The following is a 16,266-nucleotide window of genomic DNA, read 5'->3' as shown; positions in this document are numbered from 1 at the left end:
GAAGGTTGACTTTTGAATTCAAAAATCAACCTTCTTTTATTTATAATAAATTAAGTTCTTATTTTTTCAAGTAAGATACTTCTTTAACAGCTTTTACTACTTTAGTAATACTTGGTAACGAAGCTTCCACTAAATTAGGTGCATAAGCCAACGGAACATCTGCAGATGTAACGCGCGTTACAGGCGCATCCAAATAATCAAATGCATCTTTTTGTACACGAAAAGCAATCTCTGAGGAGATAGATGCCAAAGGCCATGCTTCTTCTACGACTACTAGTCGGTTAGTTTTCTTAACAGAAGTCAGGATTGCATCGAAATCAATTGGACGAACGGAACGTAAGTCGATTAATTCTACGCTGATTCCCTCTTTGGTCAACTCTTCTACTGCAGGAATTACTACGCGAGGAACCATTTTTCCGAAAGAAACAACAGTAACATCAGTACCTTCTTTTACTACATTTGCTTTACCAATAGGTAAGTAGTATTCTTCTTCAGGAACTTCTCCTTTATCACCGTACATGACTTCGGATTCCATGAAGATTACTGGATCAGGATCAATGATCGAAGATTTTAACAAACCTTTTGCGTCATATGGATTAGAAGGAATAACTACTTTTAGACCGGGCGTATTTGCAAACCAGTTTTCAAAGTTTTGTGAGTGTTGAGCACCTAATTGTCCTGCATTACCTGTTGGTCCACGAAATACAATCGGACATGAAAATTGTCCGCCTGACATTTGACGTAACTTCGCAGCGGCATTGATTATTTGGTCGATTGCTACTAAAGAGAAGTTGAATGTCATGAACTCGACGATGGGTTTCAGGCCGTTCATAGCAGCACCTACAGCGATACCTGCAAATCCCAATTCTGCAATTGGCGTATCAATTACACGTTTTGCTCCAAATTCATCAAGCATACCCTGGCTTACTTTATAAGCACCGTTATACTCTGCAACTTCTTCACCTAATAAAAATATGGTTTCATCTTTACGCATTTCTTCGTTCATAGCTTCACGAAGTGCTTCTCTGAATTGTATTTCTCTCATCAGTTTGTAAAATAGTGTCTTTTTTGTCGAATACGCAAAACTACTATTTAAAATTGATATTTCGCAATGAATATGGTGTTAAAAAGCATGATGTGTGTCATTTTTGATAAGCGTTTGCGACTATCTAATAAATAGTTGTGTACTGGTTCTCGATAAAATTCTGTAGCCAAAGATTGAGGTTTTCGATAGCTAGTGGGATATTCCAAGTTGTCTTATTTCTTTTTTTTACATAGTTAGAAATAGCTCTAACCTGTATTGCTGCTGTATTTTCCAGCGAAGCCACATAATATACTGCTGCTCCCTCCATGCTTTCGATTTCTATTTGAGGTAGTCGGTTTCTAATTTTCAGGATACTTTTTTCGTTGCCGTGTATGGTGTTGACACTTATCGCCTCCGCTTGCGGTAGATCCAGAACAATGTTGGACGGAATAACGCCACTCCAAGAAGAAGTTCCAAATCCCAATTCTTCCAAGGATAAAAACTGCTGGCCATCTTCTGCGCCCAATTCAGCAATGCTATCTTTACTGATATAAATCACATCTCCGATATTTTTATTGTTGCCGAACGCCCCAGCTATCCCAACGTTGAGAATAAGATCGTATTTATTTTTAAGGAGCTCTTGTCCAAGGTGGTAGGCTGTAGCAACCATTCCGACCCCCGTTATTAAATAGGGGATGTTTCTTTTTTCCAACAAAGGAATGCTAGGAAGAATTTCGTCTTTTGTAGCAGCTACTATTAATATAGTCATATTATAGAGTAATGGATTTGAAGTGCTAAAATATAGTTTTTTAGGATTATCTTTGCATTATGGTATACATTACAAGAAGAGAACGATTCAGTGCGGCGCATAAGTTGCATCGTGAAGAATGGTCTTTGGAAAAGAATGAGGAAACATTTGGTAACTGTTCGAACCCCAATTGGCATGGACATAATTACGAGCTATTTGTTACCGTAAAAGGCGAAATTAATCCCAAGACTGGTTTTTTGATCGACCTGAAGGTAATGAAAAAGATAATCAATTTGCATGTTATTGAGAAATTAGACCATAAAAATGTCAATTTGGATGTAGATTTCATGCAAGGCAAGATGGCGTCTACAGAAGTAATTGGCATGGAGATATTCCATGTACTCAAACCGTTTTTTGAAGCGGAAGGCGTCCAGTTACACTGTGTTAGATTACACGAAACAGAAAATAACGCCGTCGAATATTACGGCGAATAATTATAAAAATCAATTAGAAATGAGTAATCCTACGGATTTCAATGAAGAATTAGATGGCTATGTTAAGATAGACCAGTACAATACACAACACGTGGAACGTGTAGCAAATCACTATAGAGATATTTTAGAAGCATTAGGCGAAGATCCAAATCGGGAAGGTCTTCTCAAAACACCGGAACGCGTGGCAAAAGCATTGCAGTTTTTGACGCACGGTTATGATATCGATGCGGCAGAAGTATTGAGAGGTGCGATGTTTGAAGAAGAATATAGCCAAATGGTGGTGGTTAAGGATATTGAGGTATATTCCATGTGTGAACATCACATGTTGCCGTTTTTTGGTAAAGCCCATATCGCCTATATCCCTAACGGTCATATTGTTGGTTTAAGCAAGATTCCACGGGTGGTGGATATCTACGCTCGTCGTCTACAGGTACAAGAACGCCTCACGAATGAGATCCGCGATTGTATCCAGCAAACATTGAACCCTGCAGGAGTAGCAGTAGTGATCGAATGTAAACATATGTGTATGGCCATGCGAGGTGTGCAGAAGCAAAACTCGGTGACGACAACTTCGGCTTTTACCGGTGCTTTTCAAAATGATGTTACACGATCGGAGTTTCTGAGACTGATTACTGCCTCGTTAGATTAACGCGTTGAAATTATTCTTTCTACGTAAAAAGCCTCTATTTTAGTCTAAATAGAGGCTTTTTTTTGTTTGCAATTGAATCCAATACCTGTGGAATTGTCATCCCGAAATCATCAGAATATACACGATATAAAATAAGTTCAGTACATTTGCAGGTATGTTTCAAAATGAAGATCAAATAAATTCTTATTTAGAGCTGACCTGCGATGACGAAAACGCATTGTTGAGAAGGATAAATAGGGAGACTTATCTGAAAGAAACTATGCCCCATATGCTATCTGGGCATTATCAAGGACGAGTGCTTTCGATGCTGAGTAAATTGGTCTCGCCCAAGCAAATTTTGGAGATAGGTACTTTTACGGGGTATGCGACGTTATGTTTAGCGGAGGGGTTAAAGCAGGGAGGTGTATTACACACGATAGACATCAATGAAGAGCAGGAGGAGCGTATTTCCGGCTACTTTTTGGAATCGGGATATGCCAGGAATATCAAATACCACATAGGAGATGCCGGGAGTGTAATCCCTACGATTGAAGGCGATTTCGACTTGGTATTTATAGATGCGGATAAAAAGAGGAATTTAATTTATTTCGATATGTTGATTGACCGTGTGCCTCCGGGCGGGTTAATCTTAATTGATAATGTGCTGTGGAAAGGCAAGGTTTTTGACGAAATGCCAGATGCACAAACCCAGCGGATTGTTGATTTAAATAGTACATTGGCAAAGGATATACGGGTTGAAAAATTGATTTTGCCAATCAGAGATGGACTTTTTGTGTTACGCAAAAAGTAATTGTTGAATTAAAAAAAAGGATATGCAAAAATCGTTATGCAGCAGGATGTTGCTGTTAATTGTATTGTGCCTGTCGTCAATTACAATGACTTTTGGTCAGAAGAAATTTTCACCTTCGAGTTATATTGATGAATACAAGGACGTTGCACAACAACTTATGCGAGAAACAGGTGTGCCAGCATCTGTGATTTTAGCAGTAGCTATTCATGAAAGTGCTTACGGGAATAGTAAAATTGCAAAACACTTAAACAATCACTTCGGAATCAAAGGTCAAAACAGCAGCTCGGTGATTCGTTCTGCTTATAAAGGATATGAATCTGTACTATCTTCTTACCGCGATTTCGTAGCTTTATTAAAAAGAAAGAAAGCCACCCAATCCTTATTCGAAAGTCGCTCTTCCACAGATTACCAATCTTGGATAGCGGGTATTGCCCGTTCGGGATATTCGGTCAGTGGAGATTGGAAAAGTAGGGTATTATCTACGATCAATCGGTATGATCTTGATCAGTATGATTTAAAAATCAAGTAGAATCGCGTATCTTCGTATTCGATGAAATCATATCTAGCTATATTAATCTTTGCACTTCTGTTAAGTTCCTGTGCGAGTAAGCGAGGAACTGTTCTGAGGAATCCGAATGACAGAAACGACGGACATACCGGAACGGTAAACACAAATAAAAAGACAAAACCGACGTCTATTTCGGGTCTAACCTATATCGATCAGTACAAGAACATCGCGATACGCGAAATGAACCAATACGGCATCCCTGCTAGTATCAAATTAGCACAAGCTTTGCTGGAATCCGGCAATGGTAACAGCTACCTTGCCCGGGAGGCGAATAATCATTTCGGTATTAAATGTGGTGGAGTGTGGAATGGGAAAAGTATCGCTAGAGATGATGATAATCCTAATGATTGTTTTAGGGTATACGGTGACCCCGAAGAATCTTTTAGAGATCATTCTCAATTTTTGCTTAGGAAGCGATATGAAAAGCTCTTTACCTTGGATAAAGATGATTATAAAGGCTGGGCACGGGGTTTGAAAGATGCTGGATATGCTACAAATCCTCGTTACCCTGAACTGTTGATTGATCTGATAGAGCGCTATCAGTTACACCAATATGATCGTGCTGAATCGCATGTAGAGAAAGAAGAGCGAGAAGAGAAAGTCGTCAGTATCATTGAAGTCAAGACGGATACTGCACCGCCTGTACAAACAGAAAAAATAAAGTCTCCTGTTGCGATGGTTATTCACGAAGTAAAGGCTTCTGAGACCTTGTATTCGCTGAGTACGCGCTATAATGTCTCTGTGGATCAAATCAAACAGTTGAATGCAATGGGATCCGATAACCTTTCGGTGGGACAATTGTTGGTAATTTCTAAATAGCTTTAAAAGTTGTTAAATTGTAGATAAATAACTAATCAAAAATGTAGTTTTACATTTGTGATGTTAAGAGCGAAAATCAAACTTTTACTCGTTTTGTTTCTTCTGCCTTTTTGCGTGAGTTCGCAAGAAAGGGTGGAGGGGATTGGTTTTGATGCAGATACCAAACAGCGTATCGGTAAAGTCTTGATTATCAATGCCCGTACAGGAGAGAACGTATTCAACAATTTGCGAGGCGAATTTGGTATCCATGTGAGAATGGGAGATTATTTAATTGCGAGCAAAGAAAATTATTATAGCGATACCTTGGTTTACGAAGGGCAGAAGGTACTTTTGTTTTATCTGAAGCGAGCGACGATTTACATTGACCCCGTAACGGTGACAGGTAAAAAGTCTCCGGAAGAGATCCTGGCCCAACGACGTAAAGACTATGATAAAGCGTATAAATTGGCCGATCCGGGCGATATTTTTTCTGTGGGTCAGAACGGAGCGGGGCTTAGCATAAACGCGGTGTACAATTTGCTTAGTAAGGAAGGTAAAAATGCTCGCAGATTGACGAAATTTTTTCAAAAGGAATATGAAGAAAATGTAATCGATCAACGGTTTACCAAGGAAATTGTTACAAGTGTTACGGGGCTAGAAGGTACTTTATTAGATAATTTTATGCTGCGGTACCGACCGTCCTACTTTTTTGCAAAAACAGCAGGGCATTACCAAATGACAGAATATATTAAAAGTAAGTATGAAACGTTTAAATTAAATCCAAATTATAGACCTTTACCAAAATTACCCATACATTTGATCGATGAAAAATAAAACACCATTTATGAAGCATACATCTTTACTTCTATTTTTTTTACTGAGCGTTTGTAGCTTCGCATCAATTGCTCAAGTGAATCTGAAAGATCTGCGGGAAAAGCCGGATGCAAATATCGCAGACAGCGATACGACTAAGGGCTTAAAGATCAACCCGATTAATGTACCTATTCCAAAGCTAAATTTGGAAGTAAACTATTGGAAGCATTGGACAAAGTTTGGTATCAACGCGAACCAAGCTTCTTTTAGTGATAATTGGAGTGCCGGAGGGGTTAACTCAGTCTCTTTAGGAGGGAATATATGGCATAAGTCAGATTATACTAGAGATAATTTCAATTTTGTTTCTGAGATCGATTTACGATACGGTAAGATCAAGAATAAAGATCAGCTAGCTAAAAAGAATAATGACCGGATCTTTTGGGATAATAAATTAGCCTATAAATTGGCGAAAAGTTGGGCGTTGTATTTTTCTTTTACGTTCGAATCGCAATTTGATGCGGGATATAGATATACAAAGAGAACCGAAGGTGAAGAGGTTATTGAAGTTATTGATACCATTACCAGTAATTTTATGGCACCGGGATATTTTACAGAGTCTTTTGGTTTAGAGTACAAGCCGGACAATACCTTTTCTTTGCGTTTAGGCACGGGTACAGCCAGACAGACGTTAATTTTGGATAATAGATTAAAGCCTCTTGAAGGGGAAAAAGAAAGATTTGGTGTTGAAGGAGGGAAGAATTTCAAAAATGACTTGGCCTTCCAGATTACAGCTAATTTGGATAGAAATTTATCAAAAAACCTTAATCTAAAATCACGTTATAATTTATTTGCTGACTATAAGGATATAGGGGATCCCGATCATCGACTAGATGCTACGCTTACGGCAAAAGTTACCAATTTGGTGAATGTAAGTTTAGGGGGGATAGTTTTATATGATAGCGGTTATATTGTTGAGGGAGAAGACAAAGCTAAGGTGCAGTTTAGCCAGGCATTGTCCTTGGGTATTATTTACAATTTGCCTAAATAACATGACGACGGAGGAATGAAATTAAACTTGCTTTGTGTATTGGTATTTGTTCTCAGTTTGGTGGGGTGCGGAACAAAAAAGCAGATTTTACAGTCTGCGTCGATTATAAAGCCTGTGGATATACTCGGCAGACTGGATACCTTTGTTCCCGCGGTAAATTTAACATTGGACTCTCCAATAGTGATCTTGAAGCCCTCTGTAGACACATTGCCATTAGATCAAAGGTTTTCGGAACGTATATTAACTCCGGAAGAAAAGGTACAAGAACAAAAAAGAACAGGGATACACAAGGGCGCGGATTGGACTAGCGCCATTCATTATGATTTGCGTAAACCCAATTTTGTCATTATTCACCATACTTCCCAAAATAGTATCACACAGACCATCCGCACATTTCAGGTAGAGCATTCGAAAGTAAGTGCGCACTATGTTATCGGTCGTGATGGACGAGTTGTACAGATGCTCAACGATTATGAGCGGGCATGGCATGCAGGACGATCTAAGTGGGGCCAAATCACGGATATGAATTCCATGTCTATAGGAATAGAGCTGGATAATAATGGAAGGGAACCCTTTCCTGATCCTCAGATCAATTCATTACTGCTGTTGCTTGATACCTTGAAGACAAAATATACTATTCCGCACACTAACTTCATCGGACATGCAGATATTGCTCCCACTAGAAAAGACGATCCGAATGTGTTTTTTCCCTGGAAATTATTGGCAGAAAGAGGATTTGGTGTTTGGTATGACGAAAGTTTTTTGATTCAGCCTCCTTTTAACTTCAACCCCGTTGATGCACTCAAGATAATTGGATACGATGTCAGTAACGAGGAGGCGGCTATTAGGGCTTTTAAACGCAAATTTATTATTAAAGAAGTGAACGGAATTCTGACGGCCTATGACAGAACCGTTTTATACAATATCTATAAGAGATACTATTAATCTGTTTCTGCTTGTTGAAAATTCCGTTGTTTCCAAATAGATTGTAGGAATAAACCTATAAGGATCACCGCAACACAACCGATTACGTTGAGCCATAAAAAAGCAATGACATCTAATTTCCATATCGTGACAACAACTGCCTCGGATAAAAGGGCTGCCCAAAAGACCGCCTGCCCCTTTATACGCTTGAAATAGAAGGCAACTAGAAAAATACCAAGAATAGTACCATAGAAGAGAGACCCTAGAATATTTACTGCTTCGAGTAGGTTGCCTAGTTTGCTGGCATACAAAGCAATGATCACCGTAAATATACCCCACAAAAGTGTAAATAGTCGTGACGCCCTTAAATAGTTTGTTTCCGAGCCATTTTTGTTAACGAAGCGTTTATAAATATCGATCACGGTAGTCGAAGCCAAGGAGTTAATCGCGCTTGCGGTGGCTCCCATGGACGCCAGAAAAATAATAGCAATGAGAAGACCGATAAATCCTTTGGGAAATGTAGAGGTGATAAAGGATAAAAAGATATAATTGTTATCGTTCGTTTCCGCAGTGGCGTCGTTTTTCTTTATTAACGTGATGACCTGCTCCCTTAATTGTGTCCCCGCTTCATTGAGCTGAGCGAGTTTTTCTCTGCTTGCATCTACTTGTCCTTCATTATCCTGATTGACACCTTTGGTTAGCTCATGAATAACAGCCGTTTTTTCAGCGCTTAATTTCTGATGAGTCTCTAATATCGCATTATACTCGTTTTTATATTCGCTTTTGAGCAATTTGTCTGTTTCCAGCTCATTGAAAAAAATCGGTGGAGTATGATATTGATAATAGGCAAATACGAGAATCCCAATTAATAGAATGCAGAATTGCATGGGCACTTTCAACAGACCATTCATCAATAAGCCTAGTCTACTGTCGCGAATAGAAGAACCGGTGAGGTATCGTCCTACTTGGCTTTGATCGGTTCCAAAATAAGACAGTTGCAAGAAAAAGCCTCCAATTAACCCAGTCCATACCGTATATTGATTGCTCAGATCGAATGTAAAATCAATGGCGTTCGTTTTGCCCGATTTCCCAGCAATATGAAGTGCTTCCTTTAACCCAATATCAGCCGGTAATAAGTGTATGACCGTAAATCCTGCTGCAAGTAAGCCGCTAAATATGATAGCCATCTGCAAGAGTTGCGTATAAGAGACCGCTTTTGTCCCCCCATAGACCGTATATAACACCACCATGCTCCCGATAACCAAGGTGGTATATGTTACATCAATATGTAAGATGGTAGACAATATAATGGAAGGCGCGAAGATGGTGATACCTGTAGATATGCCACGTTGGATTAAGAATAATGCCGCTGTAAGTGATCGGGTTTTGATATCAAATCGTTTTTCTAGAAACTCGTAAGCGGTGTATACTTTAAGCCGATGAAATATGGGGACAAAGGTAATACAGAGTACGATCATCGCTAGTGGTAAACCGAAATAGAATTGTACGAAACTCATCCCGGAAGAGTAGGCTAAACCCGGTGCGGACAAAAATGTAATGGCGCTAGCTTGAGTGGCCATCACGGAAAAACCTACATTGTACCAAGGTAAAGAACGGTTTCCCAGTAGATAACCGTCAATATTTTTGATATTTCTGCTTTTGAATATTCCGAAAAGAATAATCAAAAGTAACGTAATAAAGAGTACTATCCAGTCAATAGTACTCATGAATAGTATAGGGTAAACAGATACATGAATAAGATACACACGACGAGCCAAGCTACAACTAGAATATAGAATTGTCGCCAGCTACGTATGAATGGTGGTAATCCTTTACCTGTCATGCGGTTTTTGCGGTAATATATACGAGTTGAATAAAATAGCAATAATCAATCCTACCACAGCTCCACCGATAATACTTAAGAAGGTATCATTCGCGGCGAAAGATATTAAAGCACCAAATATTACTCCTATTAATAAGATTAAACTTTTTACGTTCAAAGATTTAGTTTCAGTTACTTGATTTTCCATATTATAAACTTAAAGATATTTGCTTTTTATAAAATGCAAATATATTGATTTCTCCTCTGCCTTTGAATTTATTTTATCGAGAAGATGTAGTATGCTATTCTTTAGTCAGTAAATTTACAAATAATCTGTAAGCTCCGGGGACTCCGGCCGGTAATTGTCTGAAAAATGATACAGAAGTATACACAAATTTGCCCTCGCCATATTTTGCAATTAGCAAAGAACCTTTATTAGGCACTTCATTCTTGTCATTCATTACGAGCGGAGTACGGTAGTTTTTGTCTATATTATCTGCGAAGTATAAGCCTCTTTCTTGTATCCATCCTTCGAAATCGGCGTCCGTTAGCCTATTTGGAAAATTAAGTGCTGGATCATTTTTGTCAAAATGAACCTGTGCATTTTCTTCCGTAACACGATTTCGGGTGATGTTAAAAGGATAGGGCCCTAGATTGCTGGTTTGAAGACGGCTATTGACATTATATTGTATCAATACCGTTCCTCCATTTTTAGTGTAATCTAATAATTCAGATAGAATTCGTGAACTATTTACATTGACATTAAATATGCGCACGCCTAGAACTACGGCGTCGAATTGTGTTAAGTGAGCACTGGTGATTTGATTTGAATTTAGCACCGTTACATCGATTCCGATTGCCGAAAGCGATTGCGGGATTAAATCTCCGGCTCCATGGATATACCCTACCCTTTTTATTGGATTTATAAGATCTACCTTTTTCAATACGATCTTTACAGGCGGAAACCAGGAAATATTCGGAATGTGATCGTACTGAATGAATTTGGAATCCGATATCGTTTCCCCATTTTCGGAGAAGAATAGATAATCAGTTGTATCTAGACGATTATCGCCGTTAGGTTGGAGGGTAAATGTTTTGGAGATGATGTCTGATTCATTAAAATCTAACAAAATTCTCTGCTGGTCCACAGCCCAGCCGATAGGATGGTTAACAGTAATGTGGTATTCCTTTTTAGACGGATGGTGGTTTTCAAAAGTTAATTCGACCGATTGAGACTCCCCATTTTTCGACAATACCGAAGTAAGACTTGGTTTAGCCGTTAGGTCGGGCATGATCGCAATTGGGTGATACAACTCTCCCCTTACCGGGTCTACAAAACGAAAACGGACCTGTTGATCAATGTCGATTTCCTGATTGTTGATTTGGAAATGGAACGTAACAGTTGGACGGTTTTTATTCTCCGGATAGCCGACATCTTCTACTTTAACATCAAATTTCCCAAGCGTATGTGGACTGGCCAACCAATAGGGCTGTGTGGTATAATCCCAGGTCACATTCTGGGATTCTTTCCACAGTTCATTTGTTTTTAAACTCGCTGTCTGCTGTCCCGAAAGAATCTCTACTGCGACATTAGGACGTCTTACGATGGCCTCAAGCGTTACAGGAACCGTTTCTCCGGCCACATATCGTGTCTTAGGTGTTGTTGCATCTATCCAGATACCCGCACAAGCCAGTATTAATTCTTTGATCTCACTTGATTTTTCGGCTACCCAATAGTTGTCTTCAACCTTTTGGATGTCTTTTAACAAGAGGATTAAATCATTTATGGAGTTCTCCGGATGATTGGAATTAAATTGTGTGTTTATCTTGTTTATTAATTGCTCAATACCGGTTGATTTTGGTACTCTATCCCATGAGGTGAGTATTCCGTCAAAGAGATCTTGTTTCGCTTCTTCTCCTGCTACATGCTCAAAATATTCAATACTTTTCCCCCTACTTGAAGCTGAGCCGAATCCCTGACTTTTGTGTTGGGAGCGACTTTTTGCAGATATTTCTCCGTAAGATATCCCTATCAAGGGGTTATAGTTTCCAATGTCGATCGATAGTTGATCTTCAGAAGTGTTATTCATTCCTCCAAAGTTGGCCGTGTTCCAGACCAAACGTTTGGCCTTCCACGGTTTTACGGTAGTAAATTGGTCAGGGTATTTGCTGTCGTCCGCCGCGGCTAAATAGGCCTCGTGTGCGAGTATCGCGGAAGCCTGATGATGACCGTGGCCACCTCGTTCGTCGGGAGGGAAACGGGTGATGATCACATCCGGCCTTAGCTTGCGAATAATATAGACTGCTTCTCTAAGAACAGTTTCTTTATCCCAGAAGTCGAAAGTTTCTTGATGCGTTTTGGAAAATCCGAAGTCATAAGCAGAGGTGAAAAATTGCTCTCCTTTGTCAATTTTCCGAGCGGCGAGCAACTCTTGTGTACGGATTAACCCAAGTTCAATACCTTGTTCTGTGCCAATGAGGTTTTGGCCACCATCGCCTCTTGTCAAGGATAAGTATCCTGTTTTATATTTTCTATCTTGCGCTAGGTAAGCGATAAGCTTGGTGTTTTCGTCATCAGGATGTGCCGCAAAATAGAGAACGGAGCCTAATATATTTAATTTTTCAAGTTTTAACTTGATCTCCGAAGAAGATAGGGAAGTGTGTTGAGCGACAGATATATGCATGCCGAATAGCATACACAGTATTAAACTTAAATATTCTAATCTCATAATGACTTTGATGACTTCTCAAAAATAATAAAAGGAATCAAAATTTACTTTTGATTCCTTTTACCAACAATTAAAAATCTTTTTTGTCTTAAAACAGTGATGCTTCTAATGTAGTGGTATTAAATGCATGTTCAGTTCAAACTCACCAGCTTTAAGGGAGTAACCTTTCAACTATAGTAAAAGTACTATAAAAAGAATAATATAATGGTACAACTGTTAAAAAAAATTTTCCACACAAAATAAGTTATGAACAAATGCTTATTTATCTATAGATCCTAATACACGTTTCATGAAGGAATTCAACGCTTCTTTTTTAGGTGTGCCCTCTTTTATCAGTTTATCTACCTCTACGGCACCATACATGTTCGAAATCATTTCACCAATAACGTCGAGCTCCTCGTCTTTTAAAGATGACACTTCTGTCAAAGCTTCTAATGTCTCGATAGTTTCTAACACGTAGTCGACATCATTTTGTTCAATAAAATCGGTTAGGTGCTTAATTACTGGTAACTTCATTTAATAAATCTATTAATCCTTCTATTTTGTTCGTTTGCACTTGATTCACCAATTGGCCATTTTTAAAGGCAGCAAAGGTGGGCAGATTATTTACGTTAGCTAATTTTCTTGACTCAGGAAATTTTTCTGCATCGACGATGATAAAAGAGATTTGCTCATTCTCCGTTGCTAGTTTCTTGAATTTTGGTTTCATAATGCGGCAATTACCACACCATGACGCAGAATATTGTACCATTACCGTATCGCCGCTACTTACAGCCTCTTGTAACGAGTCGTTCTCTAATTCTTTTAACATGATAATATTTTTGGTAAAGGGGGGTAGGACGATCCCCCCTTGATAGTGTATTTAATTAATTCATTGACAAGTATGAAGCTACTCCTTCGCGGGTTGCATTCATAGCGTCTTTACCTTCTTCCCAGTTTGCTGGACATACCTCACCATGTTGTTGTACATGCGTATATGCATCGATAAGACGGATATATTCTTTTACGTTACGACCTAGGGGCATATCATTTACTGATTCGTGGAATACTTTCCCCGTTTCGTCGATTAAGTAGGTTGCACGGTAAGACACTGCATCACCTTCGGCAATAGTACCAAACTCTGGGTGTTCTATTTCCTTCACGTCTAAAATCCCTAAGATACTGGACAAGTTGCGGTTAGTATCTGCTAGGATAGGGTATTCAACACCTTCAATTCCGCCGTTGTCTTTAGCTGTATTTAACCAAGCAAAGTGTACCTCATTAGAGTCACAAGAAGCACCTATAACGATTGTATTACGCTTTTCGAATTCGGCCGTAGCCTCTTGGAACGCGTGTAATTCTGTAGGGCATACAAAAGTAAAATCTTTTGGATACCAGAATAATACGACTTTTTTGTTTTCTTGTTGAGCTTTCTCAAAAATGTTGATTGATAGGTTGTCACCTAAATAATCGATTGCACTTACTGTAATGTTTGGGAAATTTTTACCTGTAAAACTCATAGTTATTTTCTTTTTCTTAATTGTGCCACAAAAGTACTCATAAATATGATAATTAGATATCAAAAATCTCAATGGGATATCGTTGTTATCTATATTTTTTATAGTATATTTATAGTCAAAATTTATTATCGTAATTTTCGAAATAAATAAAAATAGTTGTTGTTATTGGTCGTAATTTTTGAAATCTTTGTATGCAGAAAATGGCCCCGTAGTTCAACGGATAGAATAGATGTTTCCTAAACATTTGATAGCAGTTCGATTCTGCTCGGGGCTACTAAAAGGTTTAATTATAGCTCACAAAAAAGCCTTCGAAATTTTCGAAGGCTTTTTTGTGAGCGAAAGACGAGATTCGAACTCGCGACCCCAACCTTGGCAAGGTTGTGCTCTACCAACTGAGCTACTTTCGCTGATTGTGCTACAAAGTTACAATATCGTTTGCTATCTGTCAATAGGTATTTTAAAAATTAGACAGTCCTTACTCTTTCTGCTGATCAATACACGACTAACTTATTTATTAACTAGATATATATATGTATATAAAATAATATTTATAGGGATATTATATGGTTTTACCCATGTAATACCCCTATAAACACCCTGTTATTCCCCTATAAATACCATATAAAAATATAACTTGGTTCGGTTCTTTGTCGTGTGTTGAATATAAGGGGTACCGGAAAGTTAAAGTTGTATCGCGTCCACGCAATTGATTCCATCAATTGCGGCAGATACAATGCCTCCGGCATACCCTGCGCCTTCTGCACACGGATATAAGCCACGGACTTGTGGGTGTTGTAGGGTGTCTTTATCTCGGGGAATACGGATAGGCGAAGATGTGCGGGATTCTACACCTACTAAGATGGCTTCATTTGTATAATATCCATGCATCTTCTTGCCAAAAATTGGTAGAGCTCCTCTTAAGGCATCATGTACAAAGCCAGGAAGAACTTCTTTTAGATCTGCTGAGCGGGTACCTGGCTTGTATGAATTGGAGGGCAAATTATTAGAAATCCTATTTTCAACAAAATCTACCATTCGCTGTCCTGGAGCGACTAACTTACCTCCTCCAATTTGAAAAGCTTTTTGTTCTATCTGCCGTTGAAATTCCAATAGGGCAAACGGGTTGTTAGCAGCATTCGGAATGTCCTCTATATTGATTTGGATGACTGTTCCGGAGTTAGCATGTGGATTGTTACGTTTGGAAGGTGACCATCCGTTTACAACGATCTCTCCGTCGTCTGTTGCACAGGGGGCAATAATTCCACCGGGACACATACAAAACGAGAATACCCCTCTGCTATTCACTTGTTCTACCAGGCTGTAGTAAGCAGGGGGTAGATTTTCGTGGCGTGCAACACAATGGTATTGTGCATTGTCAATGATTTCCTGAGGGTGCTCAATGCGCACACCTAAGGCAAAGGACTTCGCTTCTAATAGCCATTTTTTTTGACGAAATAGTTCAAATATATCCCTTGCAGAATGTCCGGTTGCCACAATTACATATTCGGCATTGATAGTTTGACCCCTGTTTGTCTTTACACCCTGCACATTGCCGAAGGCTTCATTAATATCGATCACTTTGGTGTCAAAGTGCACTTCACCGCCCATTTCGATGATAAGTAAACGCATATCTTCAATAATGTGGGGCAATTTATTTGTGCCGATGTGAGGGCGTGCATCTACTAATATATCTGGTGTCGCTCCATGTTCGACAAATATGGATAATACTTTATGTACATCACCACGTTTATTTGAACGTGTGTATAGTTTGCCATCGGAATATGTTCCGGCACCGCCTTCACCAAAACAATAATTGGATTCAGGATTTACGAAACCCTCTCGATTTATTTTTGCCAGATCTCTTCTCCGTTCCTGTACGGGCTTACCTCGCTCTATTACAATAGGTTTTAATCCCCGTTCTATACAACGGTATGCAGCAAAAAGTCCTGCGGGGCCTGCACCGATGATAATAACAGGTTTAGCATCTTTAACTTTTTTGAGGTTACTTTTGAATACATTTACAGCGACGTTTTCATCAATAAAAAAAATAATACGTATGCGATAGACCACTTGACGACTCCGCGCATCTATAGATCTTTTTCGGATATGGAGGCCTCTAATTCGTTTTTTGTCAACCTTTAATTTTCGGGCACCTTGTTCTATAATGTATGTTTCGTCATTGATGAAATCAGGAGCAATCGCTAATTCTATTTCTTTTTGCATGAGTAGCTGGTGGGTATTTATCCCAAAACGTACAAAGGTAATAATTAAGTTAAAATTTAGGATAAACAGTGTTTAGCATTTGCATTGTCTTAACTTTTATTTGTATTTTTAGGGAAATATAGTTTGAAAAATTAAAC

The 16,266-nt window shown here is 38.9% G+C and carries 17 protein-coding genes and 2 tRNA genes; 9 read left to right on the top strand and 10 right to left on the bottom strand.

Annotated features, from left to right (window positions below; translation table 11 throughout):
• Positions 1-58: 58 nt before the first annotated feature.
• On the bottom strand, positions 59-1,045 hold the full coding sequence (locus tag FAZ15_RS06280; RefSeq protein WP_136818824.1) for a pyruvate dehydrogenase complex E1 component subunit beta: 987 nt from the start codon (positions 1,043-1,045) through the stop codon (positions 59-61).
• Positions 1,046-1,169: 124 nt separating this feature from the next.
• The gene (mqnB, locus tag FAZ15_RS06275; protein WP_136900458.1) at positions 1,170-1,793 is read right to left on the bottom strand and encodes a futalosine hydrolase; all 624 of its coding nucleotides are present in this window, start codon (positions 1,791-1,793) and stop codon (positions 1,170-1,172) included.
• Between the two features lie 59 nt (positions 1,794-1,852).
• Here mqnB and FAZ15_RS06270 point away from each other — a divergent pair, with 59 nt between their 5' ends.
• The 8 genes from FAZ15_RS06270 (at position 1,853) to FAZ15_RS06235 (ending at position 7,877) form a co-directional block, all read left to right on the top strand.
• Positions 1,853-2,266, top strand: coding sequence for a 6-pyruvoyl trahydropterin synthase family protein (locus FAZ15_RS06270; RefSeq protein ID WP_136900457.1), 414 nt, complete (start codon positions 1,853-1,855; stop codon positions 2,264-2,266).
• A 19-nt stretch (positions 2,267-2,285) separates the two neighbouring features.
• On the top strand, positions 2,286-2,915 hold the full coding sequence (folE, locus tag FAZ15_RS06265; protein ID WP_136900456.1) for a GTP cyclohydrolase I FolE: 630 nt from the start codon (positions 2,286-2,288) through the stop codon (positions 2,913-2,915).
• Positions 2,916-3,069: 154 nt separating this feature from the next.
• Positions 3,070-3,705: an O-methyltransferase gene (locus FAZ15_RS06260; RefSeq protein ID WP_136900455.1), complete on the top strand. Its 636-nt coding sequence runs from the start codon at positions 3,070-3,072 to the stop codon at positions 3,703-3,705.
• A gap of 22 nt (positions 3,706-3,727) precedes the next feature.
• On the top strand, positions 3,728-4,234 hold the full coding sequence (locus FAZ15_RS06255; protein WP_136900454.1) for a glucosaminidase domain-containing protein: 507 nt from the start codon (positions 3,728-3,730) through the stop codon (positions 4,232-4,234).
• Positions 4,235-4,255: 21 nt separating this feature from the next.
• Positions 4,256-5,092, top strand: coding sequence for a glucosaminidase domain-containing protein (locus FAZ15_RS06250; RefSeq protein ID WP_136900453.1), 837 nt, complete (start codon positions 4,256-4,258; stop codon positions 5,090-5,092).
• Between the two features lie 114 nt (positions 5,093-5,206).
• A complete protein-coding gene (locus FAZ15_RS06245) occupies positions 5,207-5,905 on the top strand; it encodes a hypothetical protein (RefSeq protein ID WP_238387168.1) in 699 nt (232 codons plus the stop codon).
• 10 nt (positions 5,906-5,915) lie between these two features.
• Positions 5,916-6,932, top strand: a complete 1,017-nt coding sequence (locus FAZ15_RS06240; RefSeq protein WP_136900451.1) for a DUF3078 domain-containing protein — start codon at positions 5,916-5,918, stop codon at positions 6,930-6,932.
• 15 nt (positions 6,933-6,947) lie between these two features.
• The gene (locus FAZ15_RS06235; RefSeq protein ID WP_136900450.1) at positions 6,948-7,877 is read left to right on the top strand and encodes an N-acetylmuramoyl-L-alanine amidase; all 930 of its coding nucleotides are present in this window, start codon (positions 6,948-6,950) and stop codon (positions 7,875-7,877) included.
• On the opposite strand, the gene FAZ15_RS06230 is transcribed toward FAZ15_RS06235, so the two are convergent.
• The 6 genes from FAZ15_RS06230 to FAZ15_RS06205 form a co-directional block, all read right to left on the bottom strand.
• Positions 7,874-9,583, bottom strand: coding sequence for a sodium:solute symporter (locus tag FAZ15_RS06230; RefSeq protein WP_136900449.1), 1,710 nt, complete (start codon positions 9,581-9,583; stop codon positions 7,874-7,876). The genes FAZ15_RS06235 and FAZ15_RS06230 overlap by 4 nt on opposite strands.
• A gap of 105 nt (positions 9,584-9,688) precedes the next feature.
• The gene (locus FAZ15_RS06225; RefSeq protein WP_136900448.1) at positions 9,689-9,886 is read right to left on the bottom strand and encodes a hypothetical protein; all 198 of its coding nucleotides are present in this window, start codon (positions 9,884-9,886) and stop codon (positions 9,689-9,691) included.
• Between the two features lie 94 nt (positions 9,887-9,980).
• Positions 9,981-12,407, bottom strand: a complete 2,427-nt coding sequence (locus FAZ15_RS06220; RefSeq protein ID WP_136900447.1) for a PIG-L family deacetylase — start codon at positions 12,405-12,407, stop codon at positions 9,981-9,983.
• A 258-nt stretch (positions 12,408-12,665) separates the two neighbouring features.
• Positions 12,666-12,923 carry a DUF6952 family protein gene (locus tag FAZ15_RS06215; RefSeq protein ID WP_136900446.1) on the bottom strand — a complete coding sequence of 86 codons (258 nt, stop codon included), beginning with the start codon at positions 12,921-12,923 and terminating at the stop codon, positions 12,666-12,668.
• Positions 12,904-13,218, bottom strand: a complete 315-nt coding sequence (locus FAZ15_RS06210; protein ID WP_136900445.1) for a thioredoxin family protein — start codon at positions 13,216-13,218, stop codon at positions 12,904-12,906. Before FAZ15_RS06210 ends, FAZ15_RS06215 begins: the two co-directional genes overlap by 20 nt.
• Positions 13,219-13,273: 55 nt before the next feature.
• Positions 13,274-13,906, bottom strand: coding sequence for a peroxiredoxin (locus FAZ15_RS06205; protein ID WP_136900444.1), 633 nt, complete (start codon positions 13,904-13,906; stop codon positions 13,274-13,276).
• 202 nt (positions 13,907-14,108) lie between these two features.
• Here FAZ15_RS06205 and FAZ15_RS06200 point away from each other — a divergent pair.
• Positions 14,109-14,180 (top strand) — tRNA-Arg (locus FAZ15_RS06200).
• Between the two features lie 60 nt (positions 14,181-14,240).
• Here the strand turns inward: FAZ15_RS06200 and FAZ15_RS06195 are convergent.
• Together FAZ15_RS06195 and FAZ15_RS06190 are read right to left on the bottom strand one after the other, a co-directional pair.
• Positions 14,241-14,313 (bottom strand) — tRNA-Gly (locus tag FAZ15_RS06195).
• A gap of 274 nt (positions 14,314-14,587) precedes the next feature.
• The gene (locus tag FAZ15_RS06190; protein WP_136900443.1) at positions 14,588-16,129 is read right to left on the bottom strand and encodes an NAD(P)/FAD-dependent oxidoreductase; all 1,542 of its coding nucleotides are present in this window, start codon (positions 16,127-16,129) and stop codon (positions 14,588-14,590) included.
• Positions 16,130-16,266: the final 137 nt, after the last annotated feature.

It is taken from the genome of Sphingobacterium olei (assembly GCF_005048855.1).
Lineage (GTDB): Bacteria > Bacteroidota > Bacteroidia > Sphingobacteriales > Sphingobacteriaceae > Sphingobacterium > Sphingobacterium olei.
The sequence above is the reverse complement of the archived record's forward strand: the minus strand, read 5'-3'. Positions and strand labels throughout refer to the sequence as shown.

Coding starts and splice junctions, on each gene's coding strand:
- FAZ15_RS06280 (WP_136818824.1), bottom strand. CDS start 1,045: ATGAGAGAAATACAATTCAGAGAAGCACTTCGTGAAGCTATGAACGAA.
- FAZ15_RS06255 (WP_136900454.1), top strand. CDS start 3,728: ATGCAAAAATCGTTATGCAGCAGGATGTTGCTGTTAATTGTATTGTGC.
- FAZ15_RS06230 (WP_136900449.1), bottom strand. CDS start 9,583: ATGAGTACTATTGACTGGATAGTACTCTTTATTACGTTACTTTTGATT.
- FAZ15_RS06235 (WP_136900450.1), top strand. CDS start 6,948: ATGAAATTAAACTTGCTTTGTGTATTGGTATTTGTTCTCAGTTTGGTG.
- FAZ15_RS06190 (WP_136900443.1), bottom strand. CDS start 16,129: ATGCAAAAAGAAATAGAATTAGCGATTGCTCCTGATTTCATCAATGAC.
- FAZ15_RS06215 (WP_136900446.1), bottom strand. CDS start 12,923: ATGAAGTTACCAGTAATTAAGCACCTAACCGATTTTATTGAACAAAAT.
- FAZ15_RS06210 (WP_136900445.1), bottom strand. CDS start 13,218: ATGTTAAAAGAATTAGAGAACGACTCGTTACAAGAGGCTGTAAGTAGC.
- folE (WP_136900456.1), top strand. CDS start 2,286: ATGAGTAATCCTACGGATTTCAATGAAGAATTAGATGGCTATGTTAAG.
- FAZ15_RS06260 (WP_136900455.1), top strand. CDS start 3,070: ATGTTTCAAAATGAAGATCAAATAAATTCTTATTTAGAGCTGACCTGC.
- FAZ15_RS06205 (WP_136900444.1), bottom strand. CDS start 13,906: ATGAGTTTTACAGGTAAAAATTTCCCAAACATTACAGTAAGTGCAATC.
- FAZ15_RS06220 (WP_136900447.1), bottom strand. CDS start 12,407: ATGAGATTAGAATATTTAAGTTTAATACTGTGTATGCTATTCGGCATG.
- mqnB (WP_136900458.1), bottom strand. CDS start 1,793: ATGACTATATTAATAGTAGCTGCTACAAAAGACGAAATTCTTCCTAGC.
- FAZ15_RS06270 (WP_136900457.1), top strand. CDS start 1,853: ATGGTATACATTACAAGAAGAGAACGATTCAGTGCGGCGCATAAGTTG.
- FAZ15_RS06250 (WP_136900453.1), top strand. CDS start 4,256: ATGAAATCATATCTAGCTATATTAATCTTTGCACTTCTGTTAAGTTCC.
- FAZ15_RS06240 (WP_136900451.1), top strand. CDS start 5,916: ATGAAGCATACATCTTTACTTCTATTTTTTTTACTGAGCGTTTGTAGC.
- FAZ15_RS06225 (WP_136900448.1), bottom strand. CDS start 9,886: ATGGAAAATCAAGTAACTGAAACTAAATCTTTGAACGTAAAAAGTTTA.